The 23,057-nt window shown below is 73.7% G+C and carries 22 protein-coding genes; 13 read left to right on the top strand and 9 right to left on the bottom strand.

Annotated elements, in window-relative coordinates:
- The first annotated feature begins 394 nt into the window (after positions 1–394).
- On the top strand, positions 395–1,711 hold the full coding sequence (locus ACYVOM_RS22785; RefSeq protein WP_460305490.1) for an MFS transporter: 1,317 nt from the start codon (positions 395–397) through the stop codon (positions 1,709–1,711).
- Here the strand turns inward: ACYVOM_RS22785 and ACYVOM_RS22780 are convergent.
- A complete protein-coding gene (locus ACYVOM_RS22780; RefSeq protein WP_460305485.1) occupies positions 1,708–2,181 on the bottom strand; it encodes a GDYXXLXY domain-containing protein in 474 nt (157 codons plus the stop codon). The two genes, ACYVOM_RS22785 and ACYVOM_RS22780, sit on opposite strands and share 4 nt — an antisense overlap.
- Complete coding sequence (locus ACYVOM_RS22775; protein ID WP_460305484.1) at positions 2,178–3,317, bottom strand: DUF2157 domain-containing protein; 1,140 nt, start codon at positions 3,315–3,317, stop codon at positions 2,178–2,180. The genes ACYVOM_RS22780 and ACYVOM_RS22775 overlap by 4 nt, the downstream gene beginning before the upstream one ends.
- 194 nt (positions 3,318–3,511) lie before the next feature.
- Here ACYVOM_RS22775 and ACYVOM_RS22770 point away from each other — a divergent pair, with 194 nt between their 5' ends.
- Positions 3,512–4,693 (top strand): cation:proton antiporter, encoded by a 1,182-nt coding sequence (locus ACYVOM_RS22770; RefSeq protein WP_460305483.1) that lies wholly within the window; start codon positions 3,512–3,514, stop codon positions 4,691–4,693.
- Between the two features lie 233 nt (positions 4,694–4,926).
- On the opposite strand, the gene ACYVOM_RS22765 is transcribed toward ACYVOM_RS22770, so the two are convergent.
- Both ACYVOM_RS22765 and ACYVOM_RS22760 read right to left on the bottom strand, forming a co-directional pair.
- Positions 4,927–5,646 (bottom strand): B3/B4 domain-containing protein, encoded by a 720-nt coding sequence (locus tag ACYVOM_RS22765; protein WP_460305482.1) that lies wholly within the window; start codon positions 5,644–5,646, stop codon positions 4,927–4,929.
- Positions 5,647–5,808: 162 nt separating this feature from the next.
- Positions 5,809–6,645, bottom strand: a complete 837-nt coding sequence (locus tag ACYVOM_RS22760; protein WP_460305481.1) for an EamA family transporter — start codon at positions 6,643–6,645, stop codon at positions 5,809–5,811.
- A gap of 124 nt (positions 6,646–6,769) precedes the next feature.
- Here ACYVOM_RS22760 and ACYVOM_RS22755 point away from each other — a divergent pair, with 124 nt between their 5' ends.
- The 3 genes from ACYVOM_RS22755 to ACYVOM_RS22745 all read left to right on the top strand — a co-directional run bounded on the left by ACYVOM_RS22755 (position 6,770) and on the right by ACYVOM_RS22745 (position 9,707).
- Positions 6,770–7,351: an XRE family transcriptional regulator gene (locus ACYVOM_RS22755; RefSeq protein WP_460305480.1), complete on the top strand. Its 582-nt coding sequence runs from the start codon at positions 6,770–6,772 to the stop codon at positions 7,349–7,351.
- 285 nt (positions 7,352–7,636) lie between these two features.
- Positions 7,637–8,515 carry a PaaI family thioesterase gene (locus ACYVOM_RS22750; protein WP_460305479.1) on the top strand — a complete coding sequence of 293 codons (879 nt, stop codon included), beginning with the start codon at positions 7,637–7,639 and terminating at the stop codon, positions 8,513–8,515.
- Between the two features lie 85 nt (positions 8,516–8,600).
- Positions 8,601–9,707, top strand: a complete 1,107-nt coding sequence (locus ACYVOM_RS22745; protein WP_460305478.1) for a PQQ-dependent sugar dehydrogenase — start codon at positions 8,601–8,603, stop codon at positions 9,705–9,707.
- 110 nt (positions 9,708–9,817) lie between these two features.
- On the opposite strand, the gene ACYVOM_RS22740 is transcribed toward ACYVOM_RS22745, so the two are convergent.
- Complete coding sequence (locus ACYVOM_RS22740) at positions 9,818–11,860, bottom strand: NAD(+) synthase (protein ID WP_460305477.1); 2,043 nt, start codon at positions 11,858–11,860, stop codon at positions 9,818–9,820.
- A gap of 165 nt (positions 11,861–12,025) precedes the next feature.
- On the opposite strand from ACYVOM_RS22740, the gene ACYVOM_RS22735 reads away from it, so the two are divergent.
- Positions 12,026–12,940: an RNA polymerase sigma-70 factor gene (locus ACYVOM_RS22735; protein ID WP_460305476.1), complete on the top strand. Its 915-nt coding sequence runs from the start codon at positions 12,026–12,028 to the stop codon at positions 12,938–12,940.
- Here the strand turns inward: ACYVOM_RS22735 and ACYVOM_RS22730 are convergent.
- Positions 12,915–13,808, bottom strand: a complete 894-nt coding sequence (locus tag ACYVOM_RS22730) for a thermonuclease family protein (protein ID WP_460305475.1) — start codon at positions 13,806–13,808, stop codon at positions 12,915–12,917. The two genes, ACYVOM_RS22735 and ACYVOM_RS22730, sit on opposite strands and share 26 nt — an antisense overlap.
- A gap of 265 nt (positions 13,809–14,073) precedes the next feature.
- On the opposite strand from ACYVOM_RS22730, the gene ACYVOM_RS22725 reads away from it, so the two are divergent.
- A complete protein-coding gene (locus ACYVOM_RS22725) occupies positions 14,074–14,343 on the top strand; it encodes a hypothetical protein (protein WP_460305474.1) in 270 nt (89 codons plus the stop codon).
- A 57-nt stretch (positions 14,344–14,400) separates the two neighbouring features.
- On the opposite strand, the gene ACYVOM_RS22720 is transcribed toward ACYVOM_RS22725, so the two are convergent.
- Entirely contained in the window at positions 14,401–15,327 is a 927-nt protein-coding gene (locus ACYVOM_RS22720; protein WP_460305473.1) for an aldo/keto reductase, read from the bottom strand.
- 174 nt (positions 15,328–15,501) lie between these two features.
- On the opposite strand from ACYVOM_RS22720, the gene ACYVOM_RS22715 reads away from it, so the two are divergent.
- The 4 genes from ACYVOM_RS22715 to ACYVOM_RS22700 all read left to right on the top strand — a co-directional run bounded on the left by ACYVOM_RS22715 (position 15,502) and on the right by ACYVOM_RS22700 (position 18,582).
- Positions 15,502–16,113, top strand: coding sequence for a hypothetical protein (locus tag ACYVOM_RS22715; RefSeq protein WP_460305472.1), 612 nt, complete (start codon positions 15,502–15,504; stop codon positions 16,111–16,113).
- A 101-nt stretch (positions 16,114–16,214) separates the two neighbouring features.
- The gene (locus ACYVOM_RS22710) at positions 16,215–16,589 is read left to right on the top strand and encodes a hypothetical protein (protein WP_460305471.1); all 375 of its coding nucleotides are present in this window, start codon (positions 16,215–16,217) and stop codon (positions 16,587–16,589) included.
- Positions 16,590–16,750: 161 nt separating this feature from the next.
- Complete coding sequence (locus ACYVOM_RS22705) at positions 16,751–17,119, top strand: hypothetical protein (RefSeq protein ID WP_460305470.1); 369 nt, start codon at positions 16,751–16,753, stop codon at positions 17,117–17,119.
- A gap of 284 nt (positions 17,120–17,403) precedes the next feature.
- Complete coding sequence (locus ACYVOM_RS22700; protein ID WP_460305469.1) at positions 17,404–18,582, top strand: MFS transporter; 1,179 nt, start codon at positions 17,404–17,406, stop codon at positions 18,580–18,582.
- On the opposite strand, the gene ACYVOM_RS22695 is transcribed toward ACYVOM_RS22700, so the two are convergent.
- Together ACYVOM_RS22695 and araB are read right to left on the bottom strand one after the other, a co-directional pair.
- Complete coding sequence (locus tag ACYVOM_RS22695; RefSeq protein ID WP_460305468.1) at positions 18,469–19,362, bottom strand: helix-turn-helix domain-containing protein; 894 nt, start codon at positions 19,360–19,362, stop codon at positions 18,469–18,471. The two genes, ACYVOM_RS22700 and ACYVOM_RS22695, sit on opposite strands and share 114 nt — an antisense overlap.
- A gap of 39 nt (positions 19,363–19,401) precedes the next feature.
- A complete protein-coding gene (araB, locus tag ACYVOM_RS22690; protein ID WP_460305489.1) occupies positions 19,402–21,027 on the bottom strand; it encodes a ribulokinase in 1,626 nt (541 codons plus the stop codon).
- 189 nt (positions 21,028–21,216) lie between these two features.
- Between araB and ACYVOM_RS22685 the strand changes: the two genes are divergently transcribed.
- Entirely contained in the window at positions 21,217–22,248 is a 1,032-nt protein-coding gene (locus tag ACYVOM_RS22685; RefSeq protein WP_460305467.1) for a LacI family DNA-binding transcriptional regulator, read from the top strand.
- 98 nt (positions 22,249–22,346) lie between these two features.
- Complete coding sequence (locus tag ACYVOM_RS22680; RefSeq protein WP_460305488.1) at positions 22,347–22,979, top strand: L-ribulose-5-phosphate 4-epimerase; 633 nt, start codon at positions 22,347–22,349, stop codon at positions 22,977–22,979.
- Positions 22,980–23,057 lie beyond the last annotated feature (78 nt).

The following is a 23,057-nucleotide window of genomic DNA, read 5'->3' as shown; positions in this document are numbered from 1 at the left end:
CCCCCTCGAACCCCCCACCCCACCCCAGCCCCCGCACATTAAGCGCCCCGCCACCTCCGAGCCCCCTCCTGTCGCCGCCCCCACCCCCTCCAAGCCGCTGCCGACCGTGCGCCCCACCGCCTCCGAGCCAGGCTCCGCCATGGCCCCCACCAAGTCCGAGCCCCCACGCATCGCGAGCCCCGCCAAGCGCGAGCCCGGTCCCACCGGGGCGACTGCCGTGGCTGAGCTCCAGCCCATAGCGGGGTGCACCGCGACCGAGCTTTCGTCCGGCGTGCGCCCCGCCGAGCGCGAGCCCGGTTCGGTCGGGGAGTCTGTGGGGGCTGGGGTCACGCGTGGTGTGGGTTCTGGTCGGGGCGGGTCTTCGAGGGGCGGGAGGCCGGGTGCGACGTTGGCTGTGACCAGTGGGGCGACCGCGGTCGCGTTGATGGCGTACACCGCGCCGATGGCGACGTTGCCGCAGACGGCGGCGGATCTGCACACCGCGGTTTCGGCGCAGGCGTGGCTGATCAACGGGACTCCGCTGGGGCTCGCCGCGCTGCTGCTGGTCGCGGGCGGCCTCGCCGACGATTTCGGCCGTCGACGGGTGTTCGTGGCCGGGACCGCGGCGCTCGGGCTCATGAGCGTGCTGTCCGCGGTCGCCACCGGCACGTGGTGGTTCACCCTGAGCCGGGCCGGGCAGGGCGCGGCCAGCGCGGCGCTGCTCGCCAGCTCGCTCGGGCTGATCGCGCACGCGTTCACCGACCCGCGCGCCCGGCTGCACGCGACCGGGGTGTGGGGCGCGTTCGTCAGCGGCGGCATCGCCCTCGGCCCACTGCTGGCCGGGGTCCTGCCGACCTGGCGGACCGGCTACGCGGTCCTGGGCGTCGCCGCCGTGCTGACGGCGCTGGCCGGGGCCCGCCTCCTCACCGAGTCGCGCTCCCCGCGCGGCGGACTGCCCGACCTGGTGGGCGCGGCGTCCTTCGGTCTCGCTCTCGTCGCCCTCGTGGCCGCGCTGACCCTGGGCCGCGACGGCTGGCTGCGCGCCCCCGTCGGGCTGCTCCTGCTCGCCTTCGCGGTGCTCCTCGCCGCCTTCGCCGTCTGGGAGCGGCGCGCCCGCACCCCGCTGATCGACCTCGCGCTGCTGCGCCGGCCCGCGTTCCTCGCGTCCTCCGCGGGCGGCCTGTTCACGGGCCTCGCGGTGATCGGCGTCTACAGCTACCTGCCCGCCGTGTTCCAGCAGGTGCTCGGCCTGTCCCCGATGGAGACGGCCTGCCTGGTCCTGTTGTGGTCCGGGCTCTCCTTCGCGGTGGCGCTGCAGGCCAAGCGGCTCCCCGGGCACTTCACAGCCGCCCGGCGGCTCGCGCTCGGCTTCGTCCTGCATGCGGTCGGCGTCCTCGCGATGCTCGGCGCGCTCGACGCGCGCTCCTGGGTGCGGCTGCTGCCCGGCCTCGTCATCGGCGGTGTCGGCTCGGGCCTGCTCAACGCAGCCCTGCCGCTGCTCTCGGTCGAGTCGGTGCCCGCCGCGCGGGCCGCCATGGGGTCGGGCGCGCAGCAGACGCTGCGCTACCTGGGCTCCTGTGCCGGCGTCGCCCTCACGATCGCCCTGGTCACCTCCTCCGGCTCGGGTCCCGCCCACGGCACCGACGTCGCCCTGGCCGTCTCCGCAGTCCTCGCCCTCGTCGCGGCCGCCGCCGTCCTCCTGCCCCGCTCCGCGCCGACCCCCGTGCGCTAGGGCGAGGGGAGGGGTTCCAGGCGGACGATGACGCCCTGTCCGTCGGAGGCGACTCGGACTACGGCGGTCAGGCGGCCATCGGACAAGTCCTGCTCAAGGCGGCGGGCACGGTCCTCGGAGACGAAGAAGGTGTCCAGGCCGCAGTCGAGCTGCCCGTCGCCGGGGCTCGTGCAGGCCAGATAGGGGGCTCGGGGGCGCGTCCGGGTCGGGGCGCCGCCCTTCCAGAGGACGCCGTCGCGGAGGAGGGGAACATGAACGGCGCCCGCGGGTCCGTCGGTTTTGTCTGGAAGGTCGGGGTAGTCGAGTGCGACGTACGCGCCGCGGAACGGATCGATCGGGTCGACCGGGGTGACCGCCAGGCGGGTCTCCGTCCCGGTGGCGAAAGCCGACAGCTGCGGGAACACGGCCCAGACGGCGAGCGCGGCCTGGACGGCGACCGCCGCCGCGACGGCGAGCGTGGACTTCTTCACCGGGAGACCTCCGGGATCAGGCGGCGGGCCCGCTGGGCGGCCGCGCCGGTGCCGAGGAAGACCGCGCCGAGCACCAGGAAGAGGGCGGCGCCGGAGAACAGCGGAGCGAAGATCGCGAAGCTCTGCGCGGTGACGAACAGGACGAGCGCGGCGGCGGCCAGCGGCGTCACGCCGGGCAGCCCGCGGGTCGCGCCGAGAACCGCGAACCAGGAGGCCGCGAGGACGTAGCCGGTGATGCCCGCGACGGCACGGACGACGTCGGCCTCGTCGGCGGACCACACGGCCAGGAGCAGTCCCGCCCCCAGCACCGCGGTGATCGCGGCGAGTTCGGCCCGCGCGGCGGCCCCCCGCCCCGCGGCCCGGGCGACGAGCACTGCCGCGGCGACGAGCACCGCGGCGGCGGCCACCCCGGTCCAGAGCTGTCCCGTGAAGCGGAAGTCAGGGTCGGGGAACGCGGCAAGGAACAGCCCCGCCAGCGCGAGCAGCACACCGACGGGCCGCCAGACCTGCGCGAACTCGGGCGTCCACTGCTCGTGCAGTGCGGCGAGCGCCGTCATGAGGACCGCCGCGACGAGCATCGCGGCCGCCACCACCCCGTGGCTGTCCGCGTGCTCGGCGGCCCACCAGCCATACCACCCGGCGCTCAGCCCCGCCGCGACGACCAGCGGGGACTTCGCCCGCGTCGCGTACGCGTAGGCGAGGGCGCCGCCCGCCCACGCGCCGAGCAGCTTCGAGGCCCCGGCGGGTACCTGGAGGCTCTGCGCCGCCTGGAACACGACGCCGCCCGCCGCCGTCACCGCGATCACCCTGACGGCCGAGGGCAGCGCCCCGTCGACCCGCGCCGCCGCCAGCTCTCCGGCCACCACGGCGACCAGCCAGACTGCCGCGATCCCGCCGAACCGCACTCCGGGCGCCCATCCCTCATAGTTCGACGCCACCACCCAGATCAGCCCGATCCCCACGAACGCCGCCCCGAGCCACAACGCGATCCGCTCCAGCCCCGGCCTCCGCCCTTCCCCGTACCGCCCCACAATGGCCGCCGCGGCCTCCCCATCGATCACCCCCTCCGCTTCCCAGGCCGCCACCTCCCCCCGCAACCACCGCAACCGCCGACCCGAAACCTGCGCTTTGTCCATCCCTCCACCCTGCCGGGCCGCACTACCCCCGTCATGAGTACACCTACTCAAATCCTCCGCCCCGAACCCGTCACCGCCCCACCACGACCATCCCCGACCCCTTCCGCGGGTGCTCCCTTGGGTTGCGGGAGTGGTGCGGTGTGGAGGGTGTTGCGCTGTGGGGGGCGGGGCACGGGAGTGGCAAGGGGGCGGGTATGGGCACGGTGTTGGTCGTCGTTCTTGCGATCTTCCTTTGGGGGGTGGTGTCCGGGCGGCTGGAGCGGCTCGACCTCACCGCGCCGATCGTGTTCGTGGTCGTCGGCGGGCTGCTGGCGGTGGCCGGGGTCGTCGCCGGGCCGGAGGCGCCGGAGACGCTGCGGCCGCTGGTCGAGGTCACGCTGGTGTGGGTGCTGTTCTCCGACGCGGCGGGGGTGCCCTGGCGCGAGGTCCGCGCCAACGGGGGCACGTACGCGCGGCTGCTGTGCGTCGGGCTGCCGTTGACGATGCTGGCTGGTTGGGGGCTCGCCTACTGGTTCTTCCCCGGGCTCGGGGTCTGGCTCGCGCTGTTCGTCGGGGCCGCGCTCGCGCCGACCGACGCCGCCCTCGGCCTCGCGGTCGTGACGAACCGGCTGGTGCCGCTGCGCATCCGGCGGATCATCACCGTGGAGAGCGGGCTGAACGACGGGATCGCGACGCCCGTCGTCATGTTCGCCCTCGCCGGGGCCGCGTCCGCGGAGGCCGTCCAAGGCGCGCCCACCCTGGGGATGGCGATCGCCGAACTCGCCATCGGCCTCGTCGCCGGCGGCGTGCTCGGGCTGGTCGGTGGGACGCTGCTGCGCTGGGCACGGCAGCGCGAGTGGGCGTCGGAGGACTACACCGGCATCGCCGTGCTCGCGCTCGCCCTCGTCGCCTACACGGGGTCGGTCGCGCTGCACGGCAACGGCTTCATCGCGGCGTTCTGCGCCGGCCTGGGCTTCGGCGCGGCCGCCGGCCCGCGCGGGCCCGCCGAACTCGCCTACCTGGAGCAGACCGGCAGCCTGGTGTCCCTGCTGGTGTGGCTGGCCTTCGGCGTGATCGCCCTGCCGATCACGGCCGACCTGGCCGAGCCGCTCATCGTCCTTTACGCGGTGCTCAGCCTGACGCTCCTGCGCATGCTGCCCGTGGCGATCGCCTCCCTCGGATCCGGCCTCGACCGGAGCTCGGTGCTCTTCGTCGGCTGGTTCGGCCCCCGCGGCCTGGCCTCCCTGGTCTTCGCCCTGATAGCCCTGGAAGACCTGGGCCCCGACGCCGACGAGGCGGTGGCCATCATCGGTTTCACCGTCCTCCTCAGCGTCCTGGCCCACGGCTTCACCGCCCGCCCCCTTTCCACCACCTACGCCACCCACCACCCCACCTGACGCCCCCACCCACGGCCCTCGCCGCACCCAACACGCGAACCTTCGAGAAGCACCGACCCGCAGCCGCCGCCCGCAGGCCCCCGGCACCCCCTCCCCGCAGCAGACCGCGCCCGATGCCTCGATGAGGCCCAGTTCCGCAGGGGCAGGCCCCGGCGCCTGGAACTTGGTGCCCGCGGGGGCCATCTGGTGCGGTGTTCGTGGGGGCCGGGCTCCGGGCGGGCGGGGGCGTGGGATCAGGTTGCTTGTAGCAGGCGGGTTGTGAAGTGGGCTGTTGGGCTCAGGTCGCGGAGGGCTGCGGTGAGGGCTTGGCCGGCGGCTTCGAGGGTCGGGTCGTCCATCGGGTTCAGGGCGTCGAGGATGAAGGCCGCGCGGGTGGTGGTGTGGGTGAGGCGGGTGCGGGCGCACTGGCGCCAGTTCCAGCGACGGCAGGTGACGCCTGCGGGGTCGGTCCACACCACTTCGCCCCGTCTCGGGTGCTCGGTGGCGGGCTCGCCGGCGGACATGATCTCGAAGGACTCGTCGCCCTCGGCGCGGATCAGGCGGGGCGGGCCCGTGTAGTGGTCGAGGTCCTCGCCGCCGATCGGCAGGGCGTGCGCGACGGAGACGGCGTTGTAGATGTCGGTGATGGCGTCGATGTGGGGCAGGCCGTCGGGGACTCTGCGGAGCAGGGCGTCGACGCTCGGGCGGACGCGCTGGGGCTTGGCGCCGAAGGCGCGGAAGGCCTCGTGCCAGGCGGCGACGTGCGGATTGGCTGTCGGGTCGGCGGCTTCGCCGCGCTCGGCGGCCTGCTGCTCGGCATCGGCGAGCAGGTTCTCGCTCAGACCGTTGGACGGTCCGGGCACCAGCCCCTCCGCGGTGATCAGCAGGGCCCGGTAGTCGGGCCGCAGCGCGGCGACCTCGGGCGCGATGACCGCGCCGTCCAGCCACTCGCGGGCGCTCAGACGGTTGCTCATGGGTGTATCTCCTCTCAGATCAGGACTTCCAAGGACTGACGCCGCCAGGCAGCGGACGCCGCTCAGCCGGCCGACGGGACCAGCGCGGCGGCCCTGCCGGTGGGCCGGAGGAGCCGTCGAGACTCTCGCCGCGTGGATGGGCATTCGGGGCTTCCGGGGTGGTCAGGGCAGGGCGAGGAGGCTGACGGCGGCGGCCGCGGTGGCGAGGCCGACGAGTTGGCCGCGGCCGACGCGTTCGTGGAGCACGCTGCGGGCGAGCAGGACCGTCGCGGCGGGGTAGAGCGCGGTGACGACCGCGACGACGGAGAGGTCGCCGCTGCGCGCCGCGAGCAGGAACAGCAAATTCGCCACCGAGTCGAGGGCGCCCGCCGCCGCCGACGTCGCGTACGCGGGGCGCTCCGGGCCGAGCCTGCGGAACATCAGCGCGGCCGCCGTCAGGGTGACGGCCGAGGAGACCGCACGGCCGACGATGAGCGGGGCGACGCCGCTGTCCGAGGGCGCCTGGTGCAGGAACACGAGTTGGAGGGCGATCGCGGCGCCTGCGCCGAACGCCAGCAGCAGTGCGGTGCGCGATGGTCGGGCCGAGCGCACGCCCGGCCCGGCGCTGACGAGCACCACGGCCACGAGCGCGAGTGGCAGCCCGATCAGCCCGGCGGCGGCCAGATGCTCGCCTTGCAGCAGGCCGGCGCTGACGGGCAGGGCTGCCGACACCAGCGCGGTGACCGGCGACAGGACGTTCATCGGGCCGATCGCGAGCGTCCGGTAGAGCAGCGCGAAGGCCGCGGCCGACGCGACCCCGGACGCCGCGCCCCAGCCGACCGCCCCGCCGCTGAACGACGCGCCGAGCAGCGGCCACAGCAGCAGCTCCACGACGAGGCTGGCAGGGGCGGCGATCATCACCGTCCGCAGCACATGGGCCTTGCGTGCGCCGAGGCCGCCGAGGAAGTCGGCGCACCCGTAGGCGACCGAGCAGCCCAGAGCCAGCACCAGAGCGATCATGACACCCCCTCGAGTTCGCTCCCAGGTTCAATGGAACGACCACAGCATAGGTCAGATTGACCGCGCTTGGCCAATCGAATGACCGCTCGGTGCAATAGACTGTGCGGAGAAGGGTGGTGCACAGATGACGGAGACGACCGCGGCTCTGCGGACTGTCGCGCAGAACGTCCGGGCGGCCCGCCAGCGCGCGGGGCTGTCGCTGGAGGAGCTGAGCAGGCGCGCCCAGGTCAGCAAGGGCGCCCTCGTGGGGCTGGAGAAGGCCCAGGGCAACCCCAATCTGGGCACCCTCGTCCGCCTCGCCGACACGCTCGGGATCTCCGTGTCCGACCTCATGCAGGGCCCTGTCGAAGGCCAGGTCCGCATCGTCGCGGATGTCGCCGTCACCCCCCTGTGGACGGGCCCGAAGGGCAGCGAGGCACGCCTCATGCTGACGACGCCGGGCCCCGCCCCCGTCGAGGTCTGGCGCTGGCACCTGGAGCCGGGCGAGGACTACCCCAGCCATCCCCACCAGCCCGGCGTCGTGGAGACGATCAGCGTCACCTCAGGTCGGATGGTCCTGACGGTGGACGGCGCCGACCACCCCCTCGAAGCGGGCGAGACCGCCACCTTCAACGGCAACGCCCCGCACACCTACCGCGGCGCGGGCACCGAGCCCTGCCACCTGATCATGACCGTCCAGCTCCCACCGGGCCCAGGGACCGCCTGACCCGGCTCCGGTGAGCCGATCGGAGCCCCGTCGCACCGCGGTGGCGCCGATCTACTCGGCCCCCGACCCTCCTCCGAGGACCGCGCCGCGCGACGGACTCTCCGTGGGCGTCGCCCCGGTGCGGCGGGGTCGAGGGCTGCTTTGCCGCTTGTGCGTCGCGAGGGCGGGTCTCCACCGCGGTCGGCGCGGGTCAGGGCCGCGCAGGGGCGGTGAGGGAGGTCTCCGAGGCCCCCTCGGGCGGGGCCGTGGGACGTATGAGAACATGAATCTCAATTATGGAGATCATTGCTCTCGTGGGAGGCGGCCGTGGTGTTCATGGACGACGCGGTGACGCGCGCCGTGGGAGGTCCGGAACGGCTCTTCGGCGTCGAGGTGGACGGGGACGCCGAGGGCGGGCAGTCCGGGTCGATGGCGTCCGGGGCGTGGATGGCGCGGCCGGGGGAGCCCGCCGCGGCGGCTCTGGCGGTGCTCATGGACGACACCCTGGGACGGGCGGCGGCCGAGCGGCGGCCTGAGGGCTCGTGGGCGGTCACGACGGAGCTCTCGGCCGACTACACCGGCGTGCCTCCGGGCGACGGGCGGCGCATCACGAGCCGGGGCTCCGTCGTTTCGGCCGACGAGCGGGGCGCGCTGGCCCGAGGCGTCATCGAGGACGGCGAAGGGCGCGCCCTCGCACTGATGACGCTGCGGAGCCGTTTCCTCCTCGGCATGGTCATGCGGCCCGGCGGCGCGAACGGGGTCGTCGCCGGCGAGGCGCCCGAGCGGGTGTCGATGGCGGCGATGCTGGGCCTCGCCGATCGCATCGCGGAGCCCGGCCCCGGACAGCGTGGGCGGGAGGAACTCGCCAACAGCAGCGCGCCGTCCGGTCTTGTGCTGTGCGGGCGGGAGGAACTCGCGAACGGCAGCGGCGCGATGCACGGTGGCGTGGTCCTGTGCGCCGCGCAGCTTGCCGCGGGGCGGCTGCTGCCCGGCGGGGAGGGGTTCTTCCTCGCCTCCGCGCGCATCGGGTACCTGCGCAGGCTGGAGGCGTGCGACGACCTGGAGCTCACGACCCGGCTCGTCCACGGCGGCCGGACGTTCCGGATCGTCGAGGTGACGGTGCGCGGGCCGGGCGGCCGTGTCGGGGCCGTCGCGACGGTCACCGGGTACACCGCGGACCACTGAGCCGGTGCGGCGTAGGCAAACTCTGGGCCTGCCCTCCCGCCCGCCGGAACGCGGCGCGGCCGAAACCCGCCGACCGGGTGGTGTGATGGCCTGGGGAGGGGACGTGAGAGGGAACAAAGCGCTGCCCGCGGCGGTCTTGGTGCTGATGCTCGCCGGCTGCGGAGGCGAGGCCGTCCACACGGCGGCGCCCACGCCGACGCAGGCCGGTACGCCGGCCGGCACGCCGCGCCTCGGCGACGCCGAGGAGGTCGCCCGCGGGATCAAGGTGCCCTGGGGCCTGGTCTTCCTGCCGGACGGCGAGGCGCTCGTCGCCGAGAGGGACACCGGCCGGGTGCTGCGCGTCCCGGCGCAGGGCGGGGATGTCCGCGAGGTCGCGAAAGTCCCGGATGTCGCCGCCAGCGGCGAGGGCGGCCTGCTCGGCCTCGCGCTGTCCCCCTCCTACGCGACCGACGGCCTCGTGTACGCCTACCTCACCACCGATTCCGGCAACCGGGTCGTCCGCTTCCGGCTCGGTGGCGCCGAGCCGGAGGTCGTCTTCGACGGCATCGCCTCGGCCTCGTTCCACGACGGCGGCAGGATCGCCTTCGGCCCGGACGGCATGCTCTACGTCGCCACGGGAGACGCGGGCGACGGCTCCTCGGCGCAGGACCCGAAGAGCCCCAACGGAAAAATCCTCCGCCTCACTCCGCAAGGCGACCCCGCCCCCGGCAACCCGACGCCGGGCTCCCCGGTCTACAGCCTCGGGCACCGCAACGTCGAGGGCCTGGCCTGGGACGCCCAGGGCCGCCTGTTCGCCACCGAGTTCGGCCAGGACGCCCACGACGAGGTCAACCTCATCGAACCGGGCCGCAACTACGGCTGGCCCGAGGTGGAAGGCAAGGGCGGCACCGACGGGGGCCGCTTCACGAACCCGCTCCTCACCTGGACGCCCGCCGAGGCTTCCCCCTCGGGCGCCGCCATCATCGGAGACACCCTCTACGTCGCGGCCTTGCGCGGCGAGCGCCTATGGACGATCCCCCTCAACGGCGACAAGACGGGCACCCCGCACGCCGAACTCGTCGGCCGCTACGGACGGCTCCGCACCGTCGCCGCGGCCCCGGACGGCGCCCTGTGGCTGACCACGTCCAACACCGACGGCAACGGCGCCCCCCGCGAAGGCGACGACCGCGTCCTCCGTCTCCCCGCCCCCTGAAGCACGGGCCCGGCCCGCTTCGGCGCGAGGCGGGCAGCCCGTCGACCGGGGAACGAAGGCCGGTCGCCCCCGCCGTGCCCGCCGTCGTCACCGTCCTGCCCGCGCCGCCGTCACGGCTCGGTGACGCCGTCGAAGCGGGCCAGGTCGCGGAGCCAGGCGTGGGCCGTCGAGTCGGACGGGGCGCGCCAGTCGCCGCGGGGGGACAGGGAGCCGCCCGCGGAGACCTTCGGGCCGTTCGGCATGGCCGAGCGCTTGAACTGGGCGAAGGCGAAGAAGCGGCGGCAGAAGACCTCCAGCCAGTGGCGGATCTCCGCGAGGTCGTAGGACGTGCGCTTGGCTTCGGGGAATCCTGGGGGCCAGGCGCCGGCCTCGCGGTCGTGCCAGGCGTGCCAGGCCAGGAACGCGATCTTCGACGGGCGCATGCCGTAGCGCAGCACGTGGAAGAGGGTGAAGTCGTGCAGCGCGTACGGGCCGATCTTCGACTCCGTCGACTGCAGTTCCTCGCCCGGCACCAGCTCGGGGCTGATCTCGGTGTCGAGGATCGCGGTGAGCGTCTCGCCCGCCTCGGGCCCGAACTCGCCGGTGCTCACCACCCAGCGGATCAGATGCTGGATGAGCGTCTTGGGCACCCCGGAGTTGACGTTGTAGTGGCTCATCTGGTCGCCGACGCCGTAGGTGCACCAGCCGAGCGCGAGCTCCGACAGGTCGCCCGTGCCGAGGACGATGCCGCCGCGCTGGTTGGCCAGCCGGAACAGGTAGTCGGTGCGCAGCCCGGCCTGCACGTTCTCGAAGGTGATGTCGTAGACCGGCTCGCCTTCGGAGAACGGGTGGCCCATCTCCTTCAGCATGAGCCGCGCGGTCGGCGAGATGTCGAGTTCCGCGGCCGTGACGCCGAGGGCCCGCATCAGCTTGTGCGCGTTGTCCTTGGTGTGGTCGCTGGTGGCGAAGCCCGGCAGGGTGAACCCGAGGATGTCGCTGCGGGGCCGACCGGCCCGATCCATCGCGCGGGCGGCGACGATGAGGGCGTGCGTGGAGTCGAGGCCGCCGGAGACTCCGATGACGATCTTGGGGTTGCCGATGGAGCCGAGCCGCTGCCTGAGGCCCGCGACCTGGATGTTGTAGGCCTCGTAGCAGTCCTGCGCGAGCCGGGCCGGGTCGGCGGGTACGAACGGGAACCGCTCGATCCTGCGGCGCAGCCCGAGGTCGGCGGTCGGCGGGTCGAGCCGGAACTCCACCCGCCGGAAGTCGCCGGTGCGGGCGGCGTGGACGCGCCGGTTGTCGTCGAAGGTGCCGGTGCGCATGCGTTCCTGGCGCAGCAGGTCGAGGTCCACGTCGGCGACGGCGTACCGGTCGCCCTGCGGGAACCGCTCGGTCTCGGCGAGGAGCGCGCCGTTCTCGTAGATCATGGTCTGGCCGTCCCAGGCCAGGTCGGTCGTCGACTCGCCCAGGCCGGCCGCCGCGTACACGTAGGCGGCGACGCACCGGGACGACGACGAACGGCACAGGAGCCGGCGGTCCTCGGCCCGCCCGACGGTGATCGGGCTCCCCGAGAGGTTCGCGAGGACGGTCGCGCCCGCCAGCGCGGCCTCCGCGCTCGGCGGCACCGGCACCCACATGTCCTCGCAGATCTCCGCGTGCAGGACCAGGCCGGGGACGTCCTCGGCGGCGAAGAGCAGGTCGGTGCCGAACGGCACGTCGGCGCCGCCCACGCGGATGGCGCCGCCGCGCTCGTCGGCCCCGGACGCGATCTGCCGGGCCTCGTAGAACTCGCGGTAGTTCGGCAGGAAGGACTTGGGGGAGACGCCGAGGATCCGCCCGCGGTGCACGACCACGGCGCAGTTGTAGATCCGGTGCCGGTGGCGCAGCGGGGCGCCCACGACGAGGACCGTCATCAGCTCGGCGGATCCGGCCACGACGGAGGCCAGGGCGCTCTCGACCTCGTCGAGGACGACGTCCTGGAGCAGGAGGTCCTCGATCGAGTAGCCGGTCAGGCAGAGTTCGGGGAAGACCGCGACCGCGACCCCCTCGTCCGCGCAGCGACGGGCCTGCGCCAGCACCGCCGCGGCGTTCGCGGACGGGTCGGCGATGGCGGCGTGGCCGGTGCAGGCGGCGATCCGGGCGAATCCGTGCTGATAGAGGGACCAGAAGTTCACCAGACCACCGTATCCAGGCCGCGATCTCCGCGTTCGCCCGGCCGCCCCGCCCGGCCGCACGAAGGGTTCCACCCAACTTTTCCGGGCGAACTGTCACGAATCGCCACCCGGTGCGTGTCTGGATGAATGGACGATGATCGCGGACGAGGGATCGGGACGAAGCGCATGACAACGGCGGACAGCACGGTGGGCGGCGGCCTCGGGGACCCGGACGACCTGGAGCAGGCCGCCGCGGTCTTCGGAGAGATCCGGCCGCGGCTGTTCGGGATCGCCTACCGGATGCTCGGCAGCGCGGCCGAGGCCGAGGACCTCGTGCAGGAGGTCTGGGTGCGCTGGCAGACGTGCGACCGCGCGGCCGTGGCGAGCCCGGAGGCCTTCCTGACGACGGTCGCGACCCGGCTGTCGATCAACATCGTCCAGTCGGCGCGGGTCCGCCGCGAGACCTACATCGGTCCGTGGCTGCCCGAGCCCGTCGACACCAGCGCAGACCCGCACCTGGGCGCCGAGCGCGGCGAGGCCCTCGGGTTCGCGGTCCTCATCCTGCTGGAGAGGCTGTCGCCCAAGGAACGCGCCGCGTACGTCCTCAGGGAGGCCTTCGACTACCCCTACGGGCAGATCGCCGAGATCATCCAGGTGAACGAGGCCGCGGCGCGCCAACTCGTCAGCCGCGCCCGCAAGCACCTCGCCGAGGGCCGCCGCGCCGAGGTCGCCCCGGCCGACCAGCACCGGCTGCTCACCGCGTTCGTCGCCGCGGCCCGCGTCGGCGACATGGCCGCCCTGGAGAAGATCCTCGCGGCCGACGTGATCAGCTACTCCGACGGCGGCGGCGTCGTCCGGGCCTCGCGCATCCCCGTCTTCGGCGCCCTGCGCGTCGCCAAGTACCACCGCGCCTTCGCCGCCCGCTTCTGGGAGGGCGTGGACGTCGCGTTCTCCTCCGTCAACGGCGGGAGCGCGGCCCTCCTGTCGTCCGGCGGCCACACCTTCGCCGTCCTCACCGTCGTGGCCTCCGCCGAGGGCATCGACCGGGTCCTGTGGATGATGAACCCGGCCAAGATCACTGCGGCGAAGCCCGCGTCCTGACCCCGCTCCCGCTCGGCGCGGTCCGTCGAGCGGTCAGGTTCAGGTCCTGGCGGGCCTGGGCCAGCTGGTCCTGCCAGATCCACAGCCGGTGCTGGACGGGCACCGCGTGGTAGCCGTACAGCCCGACCTCGGTCAGCGTGCGCAGGTCGACGCAGACGCGCTGGTAGGCCTGCTCGACGGCTTTGGCGGGGTCGGTGAGCCGGGCGCTTCCGAGCTTCACGCAGGCCCGGTACTCGTAGCCGACGAGCAGGTCCTCGCCGAACTCGCTCCAGACGCCGAGCCGGCGCGTCCACGCGTGGTCGGCTTCGTCCAGCAGCAGGTTGAGGTCGTCCACGGGTGGAAGGGACGGATAGATGATGAAGGTGACGGCCCAGCCCTGGGCGACCATGTCGAGGTTGAACGTGCGCCGCCGCGGATCGTCGCGCGGCGGCAGCGTGGTGAACCATGGTGCGGTGTAGGCGAGGAGCCTGCCGTTGCCCTCGATGAGTTCCCCGGTGGCGATCACGGCGAGTTTGCGCTGGGTGCCGTCGGGATTGGCGAGCCGGGTCTCGACCATCTTCTTGTGCTCCTGCGCCGCGCGCTCGCCCGCGGCGAGGTGCCTGGCGGCGGCGTCGGGCGTGATGCGCGCGATGAGGTACTCGCGCAGCTCGCGGGGCAGCGCGTCATAGGTGCCGTCGGACAGCCTGGCCCGGGTGCGGTCCAGGGCGGCCTGCGCGGTGGCGGCGCTGCCGCCGTACTTGCTCTCGGGGGTGTCGATGGAGACCATGCGGATCGCCATCGAGATGTTCGGGGTGTCGCCATCGGTGACGCTGAGGAGCCTGTAGTCGTTGGCGGGCCGGCTGGGCCCGACGAAACCGAGATCGACCACGGGACCGATTCCCTTCGGGGGGCTGATCACGCTCAGTGCACGGTCGGGGAGGTTTTCCGGCTGTCATTTCCGGCTCCCCAGGTCGGCAAACCATCCTGGCCCGGGGCGGGCCGTCCGGCGGCCCGGGTGGGACCAGGGTTCGCCGCCGACGCGGCTGGGCAGGAAGATCACGACCGTGCCACGGGGCTCGACCTGCGGTTTCGCGGGCGGGCGCCGGGCGTCCACGGACCACGCCAAAGGCTCCAACCGACGTCGAAGGACCTCCATGTCTTCCTACGCACACACCCGCGCGCAGACGCCCGTGCCCACGTTCCAGAAGGCGCCGCTCATCACCGGCGCGGCGCTCATCGCCGCCGGGGCCCTGATCTGCATGGGCGGGGCGGCCCTGGCCGGCGCGCACATCTTCACCGCGACCCGCCAGCGCGTCCGCCAGATGGACCGCCCGCCCACCGAACTGGCCAAGGAGCAGTGGGCGAAGACCCGCGCCGCCGCCCACGCCGGCGCGCACGCCTGGCGTGAGAACGCCATGGTCTGATCTTCCGGCCGCGTCCGCGCCTCGGCCCGAGGGGGCGAGGCGCGGATACGGCTGCCCTCAGGGGAGGTGGTGGCCCGCGGCGCGGAAGAGGGCGTACCACTCGGGGCGGGTGAGGGGCAGGCCGGAGGCCTGGGCGGCGGCGGAGACGCGGTCGGGGCTTCGGGTGCCGAGGATGGGCTGGATGCGGGCGGGATGGCGGGTGATCCAGGCGAGGGCCACGGCCATGGGCGTCACGCCGTGGGCCGCGGCGACGCGGCGGAGTTCGGCGCCCAGGGCCGGATGGTCGGGGGAGTCGAGGAGCACGCCAGTGGGGGTGCGCAGCGGCGACCACGCCTGGACGGTGACGCCGTTGAGGCGGCAGTAGTCGAGGACGCCGCCGTCGACGACCGCGCTCTGCGCCAGGTCGGGCATGGTGCTGGACAGCCCCTGGGAGACGAGCGAGGCGTAGTGCAGCGAGAACCTGAGCTGGTTGACCGCGATCGGCTGGCGCACCGAGCGGCGCAGCAGCTCGATCTGCCCCGGCGTGTGGTTGGAGACGCCGAAGACCCTGACCTGGCCGCTCGACTCCAGGTGGTCGAAGGCTTGCGCGATCTCATCCGGTTCGGCGAGCGCGTCGGGCCGGTGCAGCAGCAGGACGTCGAGGTAGTCGGTCCGCAGCGCGCGCAGCGACCCTTCGACGGACGCCACGATGTGCTCGTAAGAGAAGTCGTAGTACGGGCCCGACCGCACGATCCCGCACTTGGACTGCAGCACGATCCGCTCCCGCTGCGCCGGGGTGAGCCGCACCGCCTCGGCGAACCGCCGCTCGCACCCGTGCGTCTCGGTCCCGTAGATGTCGGCGTGGTCGAAGTAGTCGATGCCCGCGTCGAGCGCGGCCCGCACCAGCGCGCGGACCGACCCGTCGTCGAGGTCCTGCACGCGTCCGAGTCCCAGCAGCATGTTCGGCACCGGCCGCCCGAGCCCCGCCACGATCTGTGTCCTCATCGGCTCATCATGCCGGTCACGGCCCGGCCGCCGACGCCGCCGCGCCCGGCGGCCGTCCGGGGCATCGGCCCGGCGACGACGAAGCCGGGACGGCATCGGGACACCGGTCCTGTTCTGTCGGGAACTGCGTTCGGTGACGCGGAACGGGCCTGGAGGAGGCCCTAGCTTCCAGGCATGGTGGTCTTCTTTCAGTACGGCAATGGGCTGTTCCTGCCCTCGGCGCTGCGGCACGTGGACCGGGGGGCCGAGGATGTCGCGGCGGCGGCGCCCGACCTCGCCGGGCGGTTCTACGCCGCGGCCGACCTGTGCGAGGCGCGGTACCGGACGATGCCGTGCGGGGCGGTGCTGCAGGCCGCCCACGCGGCGGCGCGCAGGAGCCCCGCCGTCGCGGAGGTGACGGAACGCGGGCCCCTTCCCGGACACCGGAACGACGGCTTCACCGTCCATCTCCACGCGGGCCGCGCCCTGTCCTGGTACGCGCCGGACTGGACGCCCCGGGCCTTTCCCGCGCTGCGCTTCGACCTCGGGGCCGAGCGCAGCGGCGAGGCGATGTTCTTCGTCTACGGCTGTAGCACGGAAAGCCCCCCGCCCGAGCGTGAAGCGGCCTGGTACCGGCTGGTCGCCGACCCCTGGGGGAACAGCCACCTCACCGAGGTCCGCACCGCCATGTCGGCGCTGCTCGCGGGCGACGTCCGTATCGTCCCCGCCGAGCCGCCCGACCTGTCCGTTCCGTTCCTCGACGATGTCCTCGCCGCCGTGCGGGACCGGTTCAGCGGCGGCGGGTGAGAACCGGCGGGTGAAGGTCAGGACGCAAACCTCGCGGGTCCGGCCGGGTCCGGACTGTGATTTCTCCGTGGATTCCATGGCGTCACGGGAAGTGTTCTTCTATGGCACATCAGATCATGATCTCCTTCGAGAGTGGAGAGAGGCAGTCACTGTTCCTCGCGGACTGGTCCGACGGCCCGATCCGCGACTTCGTCACCGATCTGGAGAAGAGCGACCACGTCCACGGGGTGCGCGTCCTGCCCGGGCCCGCGCCGCAGGTCATGCCCGTGGCCCCCTACCAGGGCGATCTCGCCGCCCTGGAGTCCGGCCGCTCGCTGGGCGAGGCCTTCGGCCGGATCTTCGCGGCGGTGCTCGGCGGCCTGCTCGCCCTCATGGGCCTGCTGTTCATGTTCGGCCCCGGCGCGTCGCTCCACGGGCTGGCCCTCCTCGTCCCCGGCCTGCTCCTGCTGTCCACGACGATCCCGTTCCGCCGCTGAACCCGGCCGCGCCCTGCCGCCCGCGCTCCCCGGCACGGACGGCAGGACGCGGCCGGAACGTCAGGCGGCGGCGGAGCCGGCGGTGCCAGGTCGGCCGGGCTTCCCGCCCAGCGGCGCGCCCAGCTCCGCCCGCACCTGAGGCCGCCCCGTACGATCCGCACATGAGCGTCGATTCGACCGGGAGCGTCGATTTCACCGGGAGCATGGGCACCGCGGACGGCGAGGCGGTGGCCGAGGTCCTCGGCGCCTGGCTGGGCCTCGACCTGAAGGTCCGCGTCCGCCTGCACGGCTGGGAGGTCCACCACGACGCCGACCGCATCGAGGTCTACGCCTACGAGGCACTGGGCTCGTCCACCCCGCTCACCCTGTTCTCCGGGGCCGCCGCCCTCTCCTTCGCCGAAGCCCATCCCCTCTTCGCCTCCCTGCACGCCCACTGCGTCTCCCGCGGTCTCTCCCACGAGGTGGAGTACGAGGCCGAGGACGGCGACGCGCAGGACCCCGACCGCATCCGGATCCTTCGCCACCCCTGACCCGCTTCGGAACCGCCGAGCCTTGCCGCGCAAGGCCGCACGGCCCCTCCGGGCCCGCCCCGCTCTTGGCCGATTCCCCAAGGGATGACGGCTAGGGCGGCACCAGCTGTCGTTCGCGCTCCGCTGCGGGAATACGGCCCCGGCGAACGCCCGCTGACGTCCCGCGGGTCCCCGGGCGCGGGCGCGGCCGCTCGGTCGGGACGTGTTCGCGGCACCGGTCATTCGATCAAGTGCGGGCGTCGGAGGATCAACCGGAGGACCCCGTGAGGGTTGAAGCTCTACGTATGACTACGAACTCCCCATCGCGCGCCGCCCAGTCCTCCTCGTCGTCCGCACGCCGTACCGCGTGGCCGCCCATCGTCGCGCTCGCGGCGGGGATCGGGGCGCTCGTGGCGAGCGAGTTCCTGCCTGCGAGCGTGCTGCCCGCGCTCGCCGCCGACGTCGGGGTGAGCGAGGGGGTCGCGGGGCTGGCGGTCGCGGCGACCGCCATCGCGGGGGCGGTGACCGCGCCGAGCATCGCGGTGCTGCTGCCGCGCACCGACCGGCGGACCGTGCTGATCGGGCTGCTCGTCGCGGCTGTCGTCGCGAACCTCGCGGTGGCCGTCGCGCCGGGTTTCGCGGTGCTGCTGCTCGGACGGCTCGTGCTCGGCGTCGCGATCGCCGGATACTGGTCGTTCGCGTTCGGCGCGGGCGTCCACACGGTGCCGGGACGCGACAGCCTCGTCTCGACGTCCATCGCCCTCGGCGTCACGATCGCCACGATCGCGGGGGTGCCCCTCGCCTCGCTGGTCGGGGACGCCGTCGGCTGGCGCACCGTGTTCGTCGGGGCCGCCGTCCTGAGCGCGGCGAGCGCGGTCGCGGTCGCGCTCACCCTGCCTTCCGTGCCCGCGCACCCGTCCGCCGGGTTCGCCATGCTGCGCCGGGCGGTCGCCAACCCGCTGATGATCGCGGGCGTGCTCGGCGTCGTGCTCGTCGTGGTCGGCAACTTCGCCGCCTACCCCTACATCCGCCTCGCCGTCGAGAAGGTCGACGCGGGGAGCACGAGCTGGCTGCTGCTGGCCTGGGGCGTCGGCGGCCTGGTCGGCAACCTCGCGGCGGGCCGGTTCGCCGGGCGGCTGCGCGCCGTCGTCACCGCGGCGCCGCTGCTCCTGGGCGTGAGCCTCGTGCTCACCGTGACGGCGACCGCGCTGCCGCAGCTCGCGGTGGGGATCGTGCTGTGGGGCGTCGCCTTCAACGCGGTGCCGGTCGCGACCCAGCTGTGGGTGACGCGGGTCGAGCCCGAGCGCGTCGAGTCGGCCCTGGCGCTCCAGGTCACCGCGTTCCAGGTCGCGATCACGCTGGGCTCGGCGTCAGGAGGCGTGCTCCTGGACTCTCGCGGCGTCGCCGCCGCGCTCTGGTTCGGCACCGCCTTCGCCGCCGCGGCCGGAATGCTGTTCGCCGCCCTGCGCGTCCCGCGCGGGTGAGGCGTCCCGCCAGGCCTGCGGCGCGAGCCCGTGGCGGGCGGAGAAGGCCCGGCTGAAGGCCGCGGCCGACCCGTAGCCGACGGCGAACGCCACGTGCTCCACCGGACGGGAGGACCCGCCGAGCAGTCGGCGGGCCTCCCGCATCCGCACCTCCCGCAGCACCTCGGCCGGGCTGCTCCCGGTCGCCCGCCGGAACCGCTCGCCGAGCGCCGACCGCGACAGATGCGCCACCCGCGCCATCCGCGCCACGCTCCAGGCCTCGCCCGGCCGCGCGGACACCGCGGCGACGACGGCCCCGATCACCGGATCCGGCGCCTCACCGCCGTCGGCGTCCTCCTGCCAGGACGCGGTCATCGCCGCCCCGATGAGGTTGCCGTAGCTCGTGGTGAACAGCGAGCCCGGCGCGGGCAGCGAGGACTGGCAGATGCCGACGAGCGCGGAGACCCCGCCGTGCCGGACGCCGAAGTCCCGGACGACCAGCGGACTCGGCATCCGCCGCACCGGCACCGCCAGCCGCAGGTCCGACACGACGAGGTCGGACCTCTCGGCCGCGACGAGCCGGTGCGCGGTCCGCCCGTCGACGAGGACCGCGTCCCCGGCCCCGAGCAGCTCGCACCCCTCGGCGGTCTCCACCGCGACGGTCCCGGCCAGCACCAGCGCCCACCGCGATCCGGGCCGCGCGAGCGAGGCGCCACCGTCCAGGGACAGCCGGAACAGCTCGGTCATCGCCCACGCGGGGTCGTCCGGCCCGGCCGGTGTGATCGGCGAGACATCAGTCACGACGGATGCAGCACGGCGCACTCCGCGGAATATTCCCGTTCAGCGCGCTCCTTCGCGGATCGCGCGGAGCCGGTGCAGGAGCCCGCCGCGCCTGCCGAAATGGTCGTGCAGCTCGGTGTAGAGGGCGTAGAGGGAGTCGTAGGCGTCGGCGCGCGCCGGGTCGGGCACGTAGGCCTTCCGCCGGATCTTGCCCATCGCGCTCGAGGCGGCGCGCAGGTCCGGGTGGGCTCCCGCGGCGACCGCGGCGTGGATCGCCGAGCCGAGCGCGGGCCCCTGTGCGGAGTCGAGCGTCGACAGGTCGCGGCGGGTGACGTCGGCGTAGAGCTGCATGAGGAACGGGCTGCGCAGTAGGCCGCCGGCCACGACGAGCTCCGTCACCGGGACCCCTGCGGTCTCGAACGCGTCGATGATGGTCCGGGTGCCGAAGGCGGTCGCCTCAAGGAGCGCGCGGTAGACGTCCTCGGGGCGGGTGGCGAGCGTCGCGCCGACGAGCACCCCGGACAGGTCGTGGTCGACGAGCACCGAGCGGTTGCCGCCGTGCCAGTCGAGCGCGACGAGCCCGTGCGCGCCGACGGCCTGCGCCGCGGCCTTCTCGGTGAGCAGCTCGTGCCCGGACAGCCCGCGCTCGCGCGCCTCGGCGACGTACTCGGGCGGCAGGCCGCAGCTCAGGTACCAGGCGAAGATGTCGCCGACCCCCGACTGGCCGGCCTCATAGCCCCAGAGGCCCGGCACGATCCCGTCCCGCACGACCCCGCACATGCCCGGCACCTCGCCGAGCGCCGCGGAGTTCATGACATGGCACGTGCTGGTGCCCATCACCATGAGCATCTGCCCGGGGTCGACGGCCCGCGCCGCCGCTGCGGTGACATGCGCGTCCACGTTGCCGATCGCGACCGCGATGCCCTCCGGCAGCCCGGTCAGCGCGGCGCCCTCGGCGCTCAGCGCGCCGGCCCGCTCGCCGGCCCGTCCGAGCGGGTGGTCGAGCTTGGCGAGCAGCGCGGAGAAGCCGGGGGACAGGGCGTCCAGGTAGTCCGGCGAGGGGTAGCCGTCCTGGTAGACGCCCTTGTACCCGGCCGCGCACAGGTTGCGGGTCTCGTGCCCGGTGAGCCGCCAGACGATCCAGTCGGCGGCCTCGATCCAGCGGTCGGCGCGGGCGAAGACCTCGGGATCCTCCTCGAAGACCTGGAGCGCCTTCGCGAACTGCCACTCCGAGGAGAGCTTCCCGCCGTAGCGGGCCAGCCAGGGCTCGCCGCGCTCGGCCGCGAGCGCGTTGATCCTGTCGGCCTGACCCTGGGCGGCGTGGTGCTTCCACAGCTTCGGGTGCGCGTGCGGGCGGTCGCGCAGGACGTCGAGGTCGCAGAGCGGCGTTCCGTCGGCGAGCGCGGGCAGGACGGTGCACGCGGTGAAGTCCGTGCCGATGCCGATGACCTGATCCGGCCGCACCCCGGCGTCGGCGAGCGCGGCGGGGACCGCCTCGCGCAGCACCAGGAGCCAGTCCTCCGGCATCTGCAGCGCCCACGAGTCCCCGAGCGCAGCGCCCGACGGCAGCCGCCGCTCGACGACCCCGTGTGGGTAGTCCACGGTGGCTCCGCCCAGCTCCGCGCCGTCGTCGACCCCCACCACCACCGCGCGTCCGGACAGCGTCCCGTAGTCGACGCCGATCACGACCCGTTCATTCACCACAAGGCTCCTTCGGCCAGCACCGCCACCGGGGTTCGGCCAAGATTGTTAGCGATATCACGGAAACGCGTCAATGGACGCGCTGCAGAAACCGGCCAGAATCCAGGTATTGACACGGCTCCCAGTTATCGCAAACATTCGTGACACGCGCCACATCGGATGCAGGGAGGCGAGATGGAAGAGGGCAAGCGCTTCGGCGGCCGCCGTCCCGTGGTGATGGAGGACGTCGCCGAACGCGCCGGCGTCTCGGCCATGACCGTCTCCCGCGTCCTCAACTCGCCGGAGAAGGTGCGGCCCGCGACCCGGGCCCGCGTCCTCGCCGCCGTGCAGGAGCTCGACTACCGCCCCAACGCCGCGGCCCGCGTCCTCGCGACCGGACGCTCGGGGATGCTGGGCGTCGTCAGCTTCGACACCACGCTCTACGGCCCCGCCTCGACCCTCTACGGGATCGAGCGCGCGGCCCGCGAGCACGACTACCTCATCAGCATCGTCAGCCTGAGCGCGCTCAACCGCCGCACCATCGGCGAGGGCGTCGACAGGCTCCGCGGGCAGAACGTCGACGGCATCATCATCGTCGCGCCGCACGAGTCGGCCGCCGAGGGGCTGCGCGATCTGCCTCCGGAGCTGCCGATCGTCGTGGTCGGCGCGGCCGACGAGCTGCCCTGCCCGCTCGTCTCGGTCGACCAGTACGCCGGCGCCGCCCGCGCGACCCGGCACCTGCTGAGCCTCGGCCACGAGACGGTCTGGCACCTGGCAGGCCCGTCCGACTGGGTCGATGCGCACGCCCGCCTCGTCGGGTGGCGCGCGACCCTGGAGGCCGAGGGCCGCCCCGTCCCCGCGCCCCTGTTCGGCGACTGGTCCGCGCACTCCGGCTACCGCCTGGGCCGCCAGATCGCCGGCGTCCCCGACCTCACCGCGGTCTTCGCCGCCAACGACTCGATGGCCCTCGGCCTGCTGCGCGCGCTGCGCGAGGCGGGCCGGCGGGTCCCGGAGGAGGTGAGCGTCGTCGGCTTCGACGACGTTCCCGAATCCCCCTACTTCTCCCCGCCCCTCACGACGGTCCGCCAGAACTTCGGCGAGGTGGGCAGCCGCGCACTCGCGATGATGATCGACCGCATCGGCGCTCCCGAGGGCGAGACGCCCAGGCACCGGGGGGTCGTCGAGCCGGAACTCGTCGTCCGCGAGAGCACGGGCGCCCGCTCCTAGCGCCATTCCCGCGCCACTCTTCTCGCCGCCTTTCCCACCCCTGAAATGTTAACGCTAACACTTCGAGGTCACCCTTGAACGCGACAGTTCACGCCCCGCTGCGCACGGAACTGGTGAAACTCCACCGCACGCTGGTGGATTCCGAGCTCGTCGTCTGGACGGCCGGGAACGTCTCGGCCCGCGCCGGCGACGGCCATTTCCTCATCAAGCCGAGCGGCGTCGACTACGACCGGCTCACCCCGGAGTCGATGGTGCTCTGCGACCTGGACGGACACCCCGTCGGGTCCGGCCTGAAACCGTCCAGCGACGTGTTCGCGCACGCCTACGTCTACCGCCACCGCCCCGACGTCGGGGGAGTGGTGCACACCCACTCGACGTACGCGACGGCCTGGGCCGCCCGGGGCGAGGCGGTCCCGTGCGTGCTCACCGCGATGGCCGACGAGTTCGGCGGGGAGATCCCCGTCGGCCCGTTCGCGCTCATCGGCGGGCAGGACATCGGCAAGGGCGTCGTCGAGACCCTCGAAGGCAGCCGCAGCCCGGCCGTCCTGATGCGCAACCACGGCGTGTTCACCATCGGCGGCTCGGCCCGCGCCGCGGTGAAGGCCGCGGTGATGTGCGAGGACGTCGCCCGCACCGTCCACGTCGCCCGTCAGCTCGGCGCGCCGCTGCCGCTCGCCCAGGCCGACATCGACTCCCTCTACGACCGCTACCAGAACGCGTACGGCCAGTGACCGGCCCGGTTCGAGCAGGGCTCTCGAAGCGCCCGTGTACCGGGCCCGGTGAGCACGGCCCGCGCACCCACGAAGGAG

This window comes from Actinocorallia aurea, assembly GCF_054783995.1.
The sequence above is the reverse complement of the archived record's forward strand: the minus strand, read 5'-3'. Positions and strand labels throughout refer to the sequence as shown.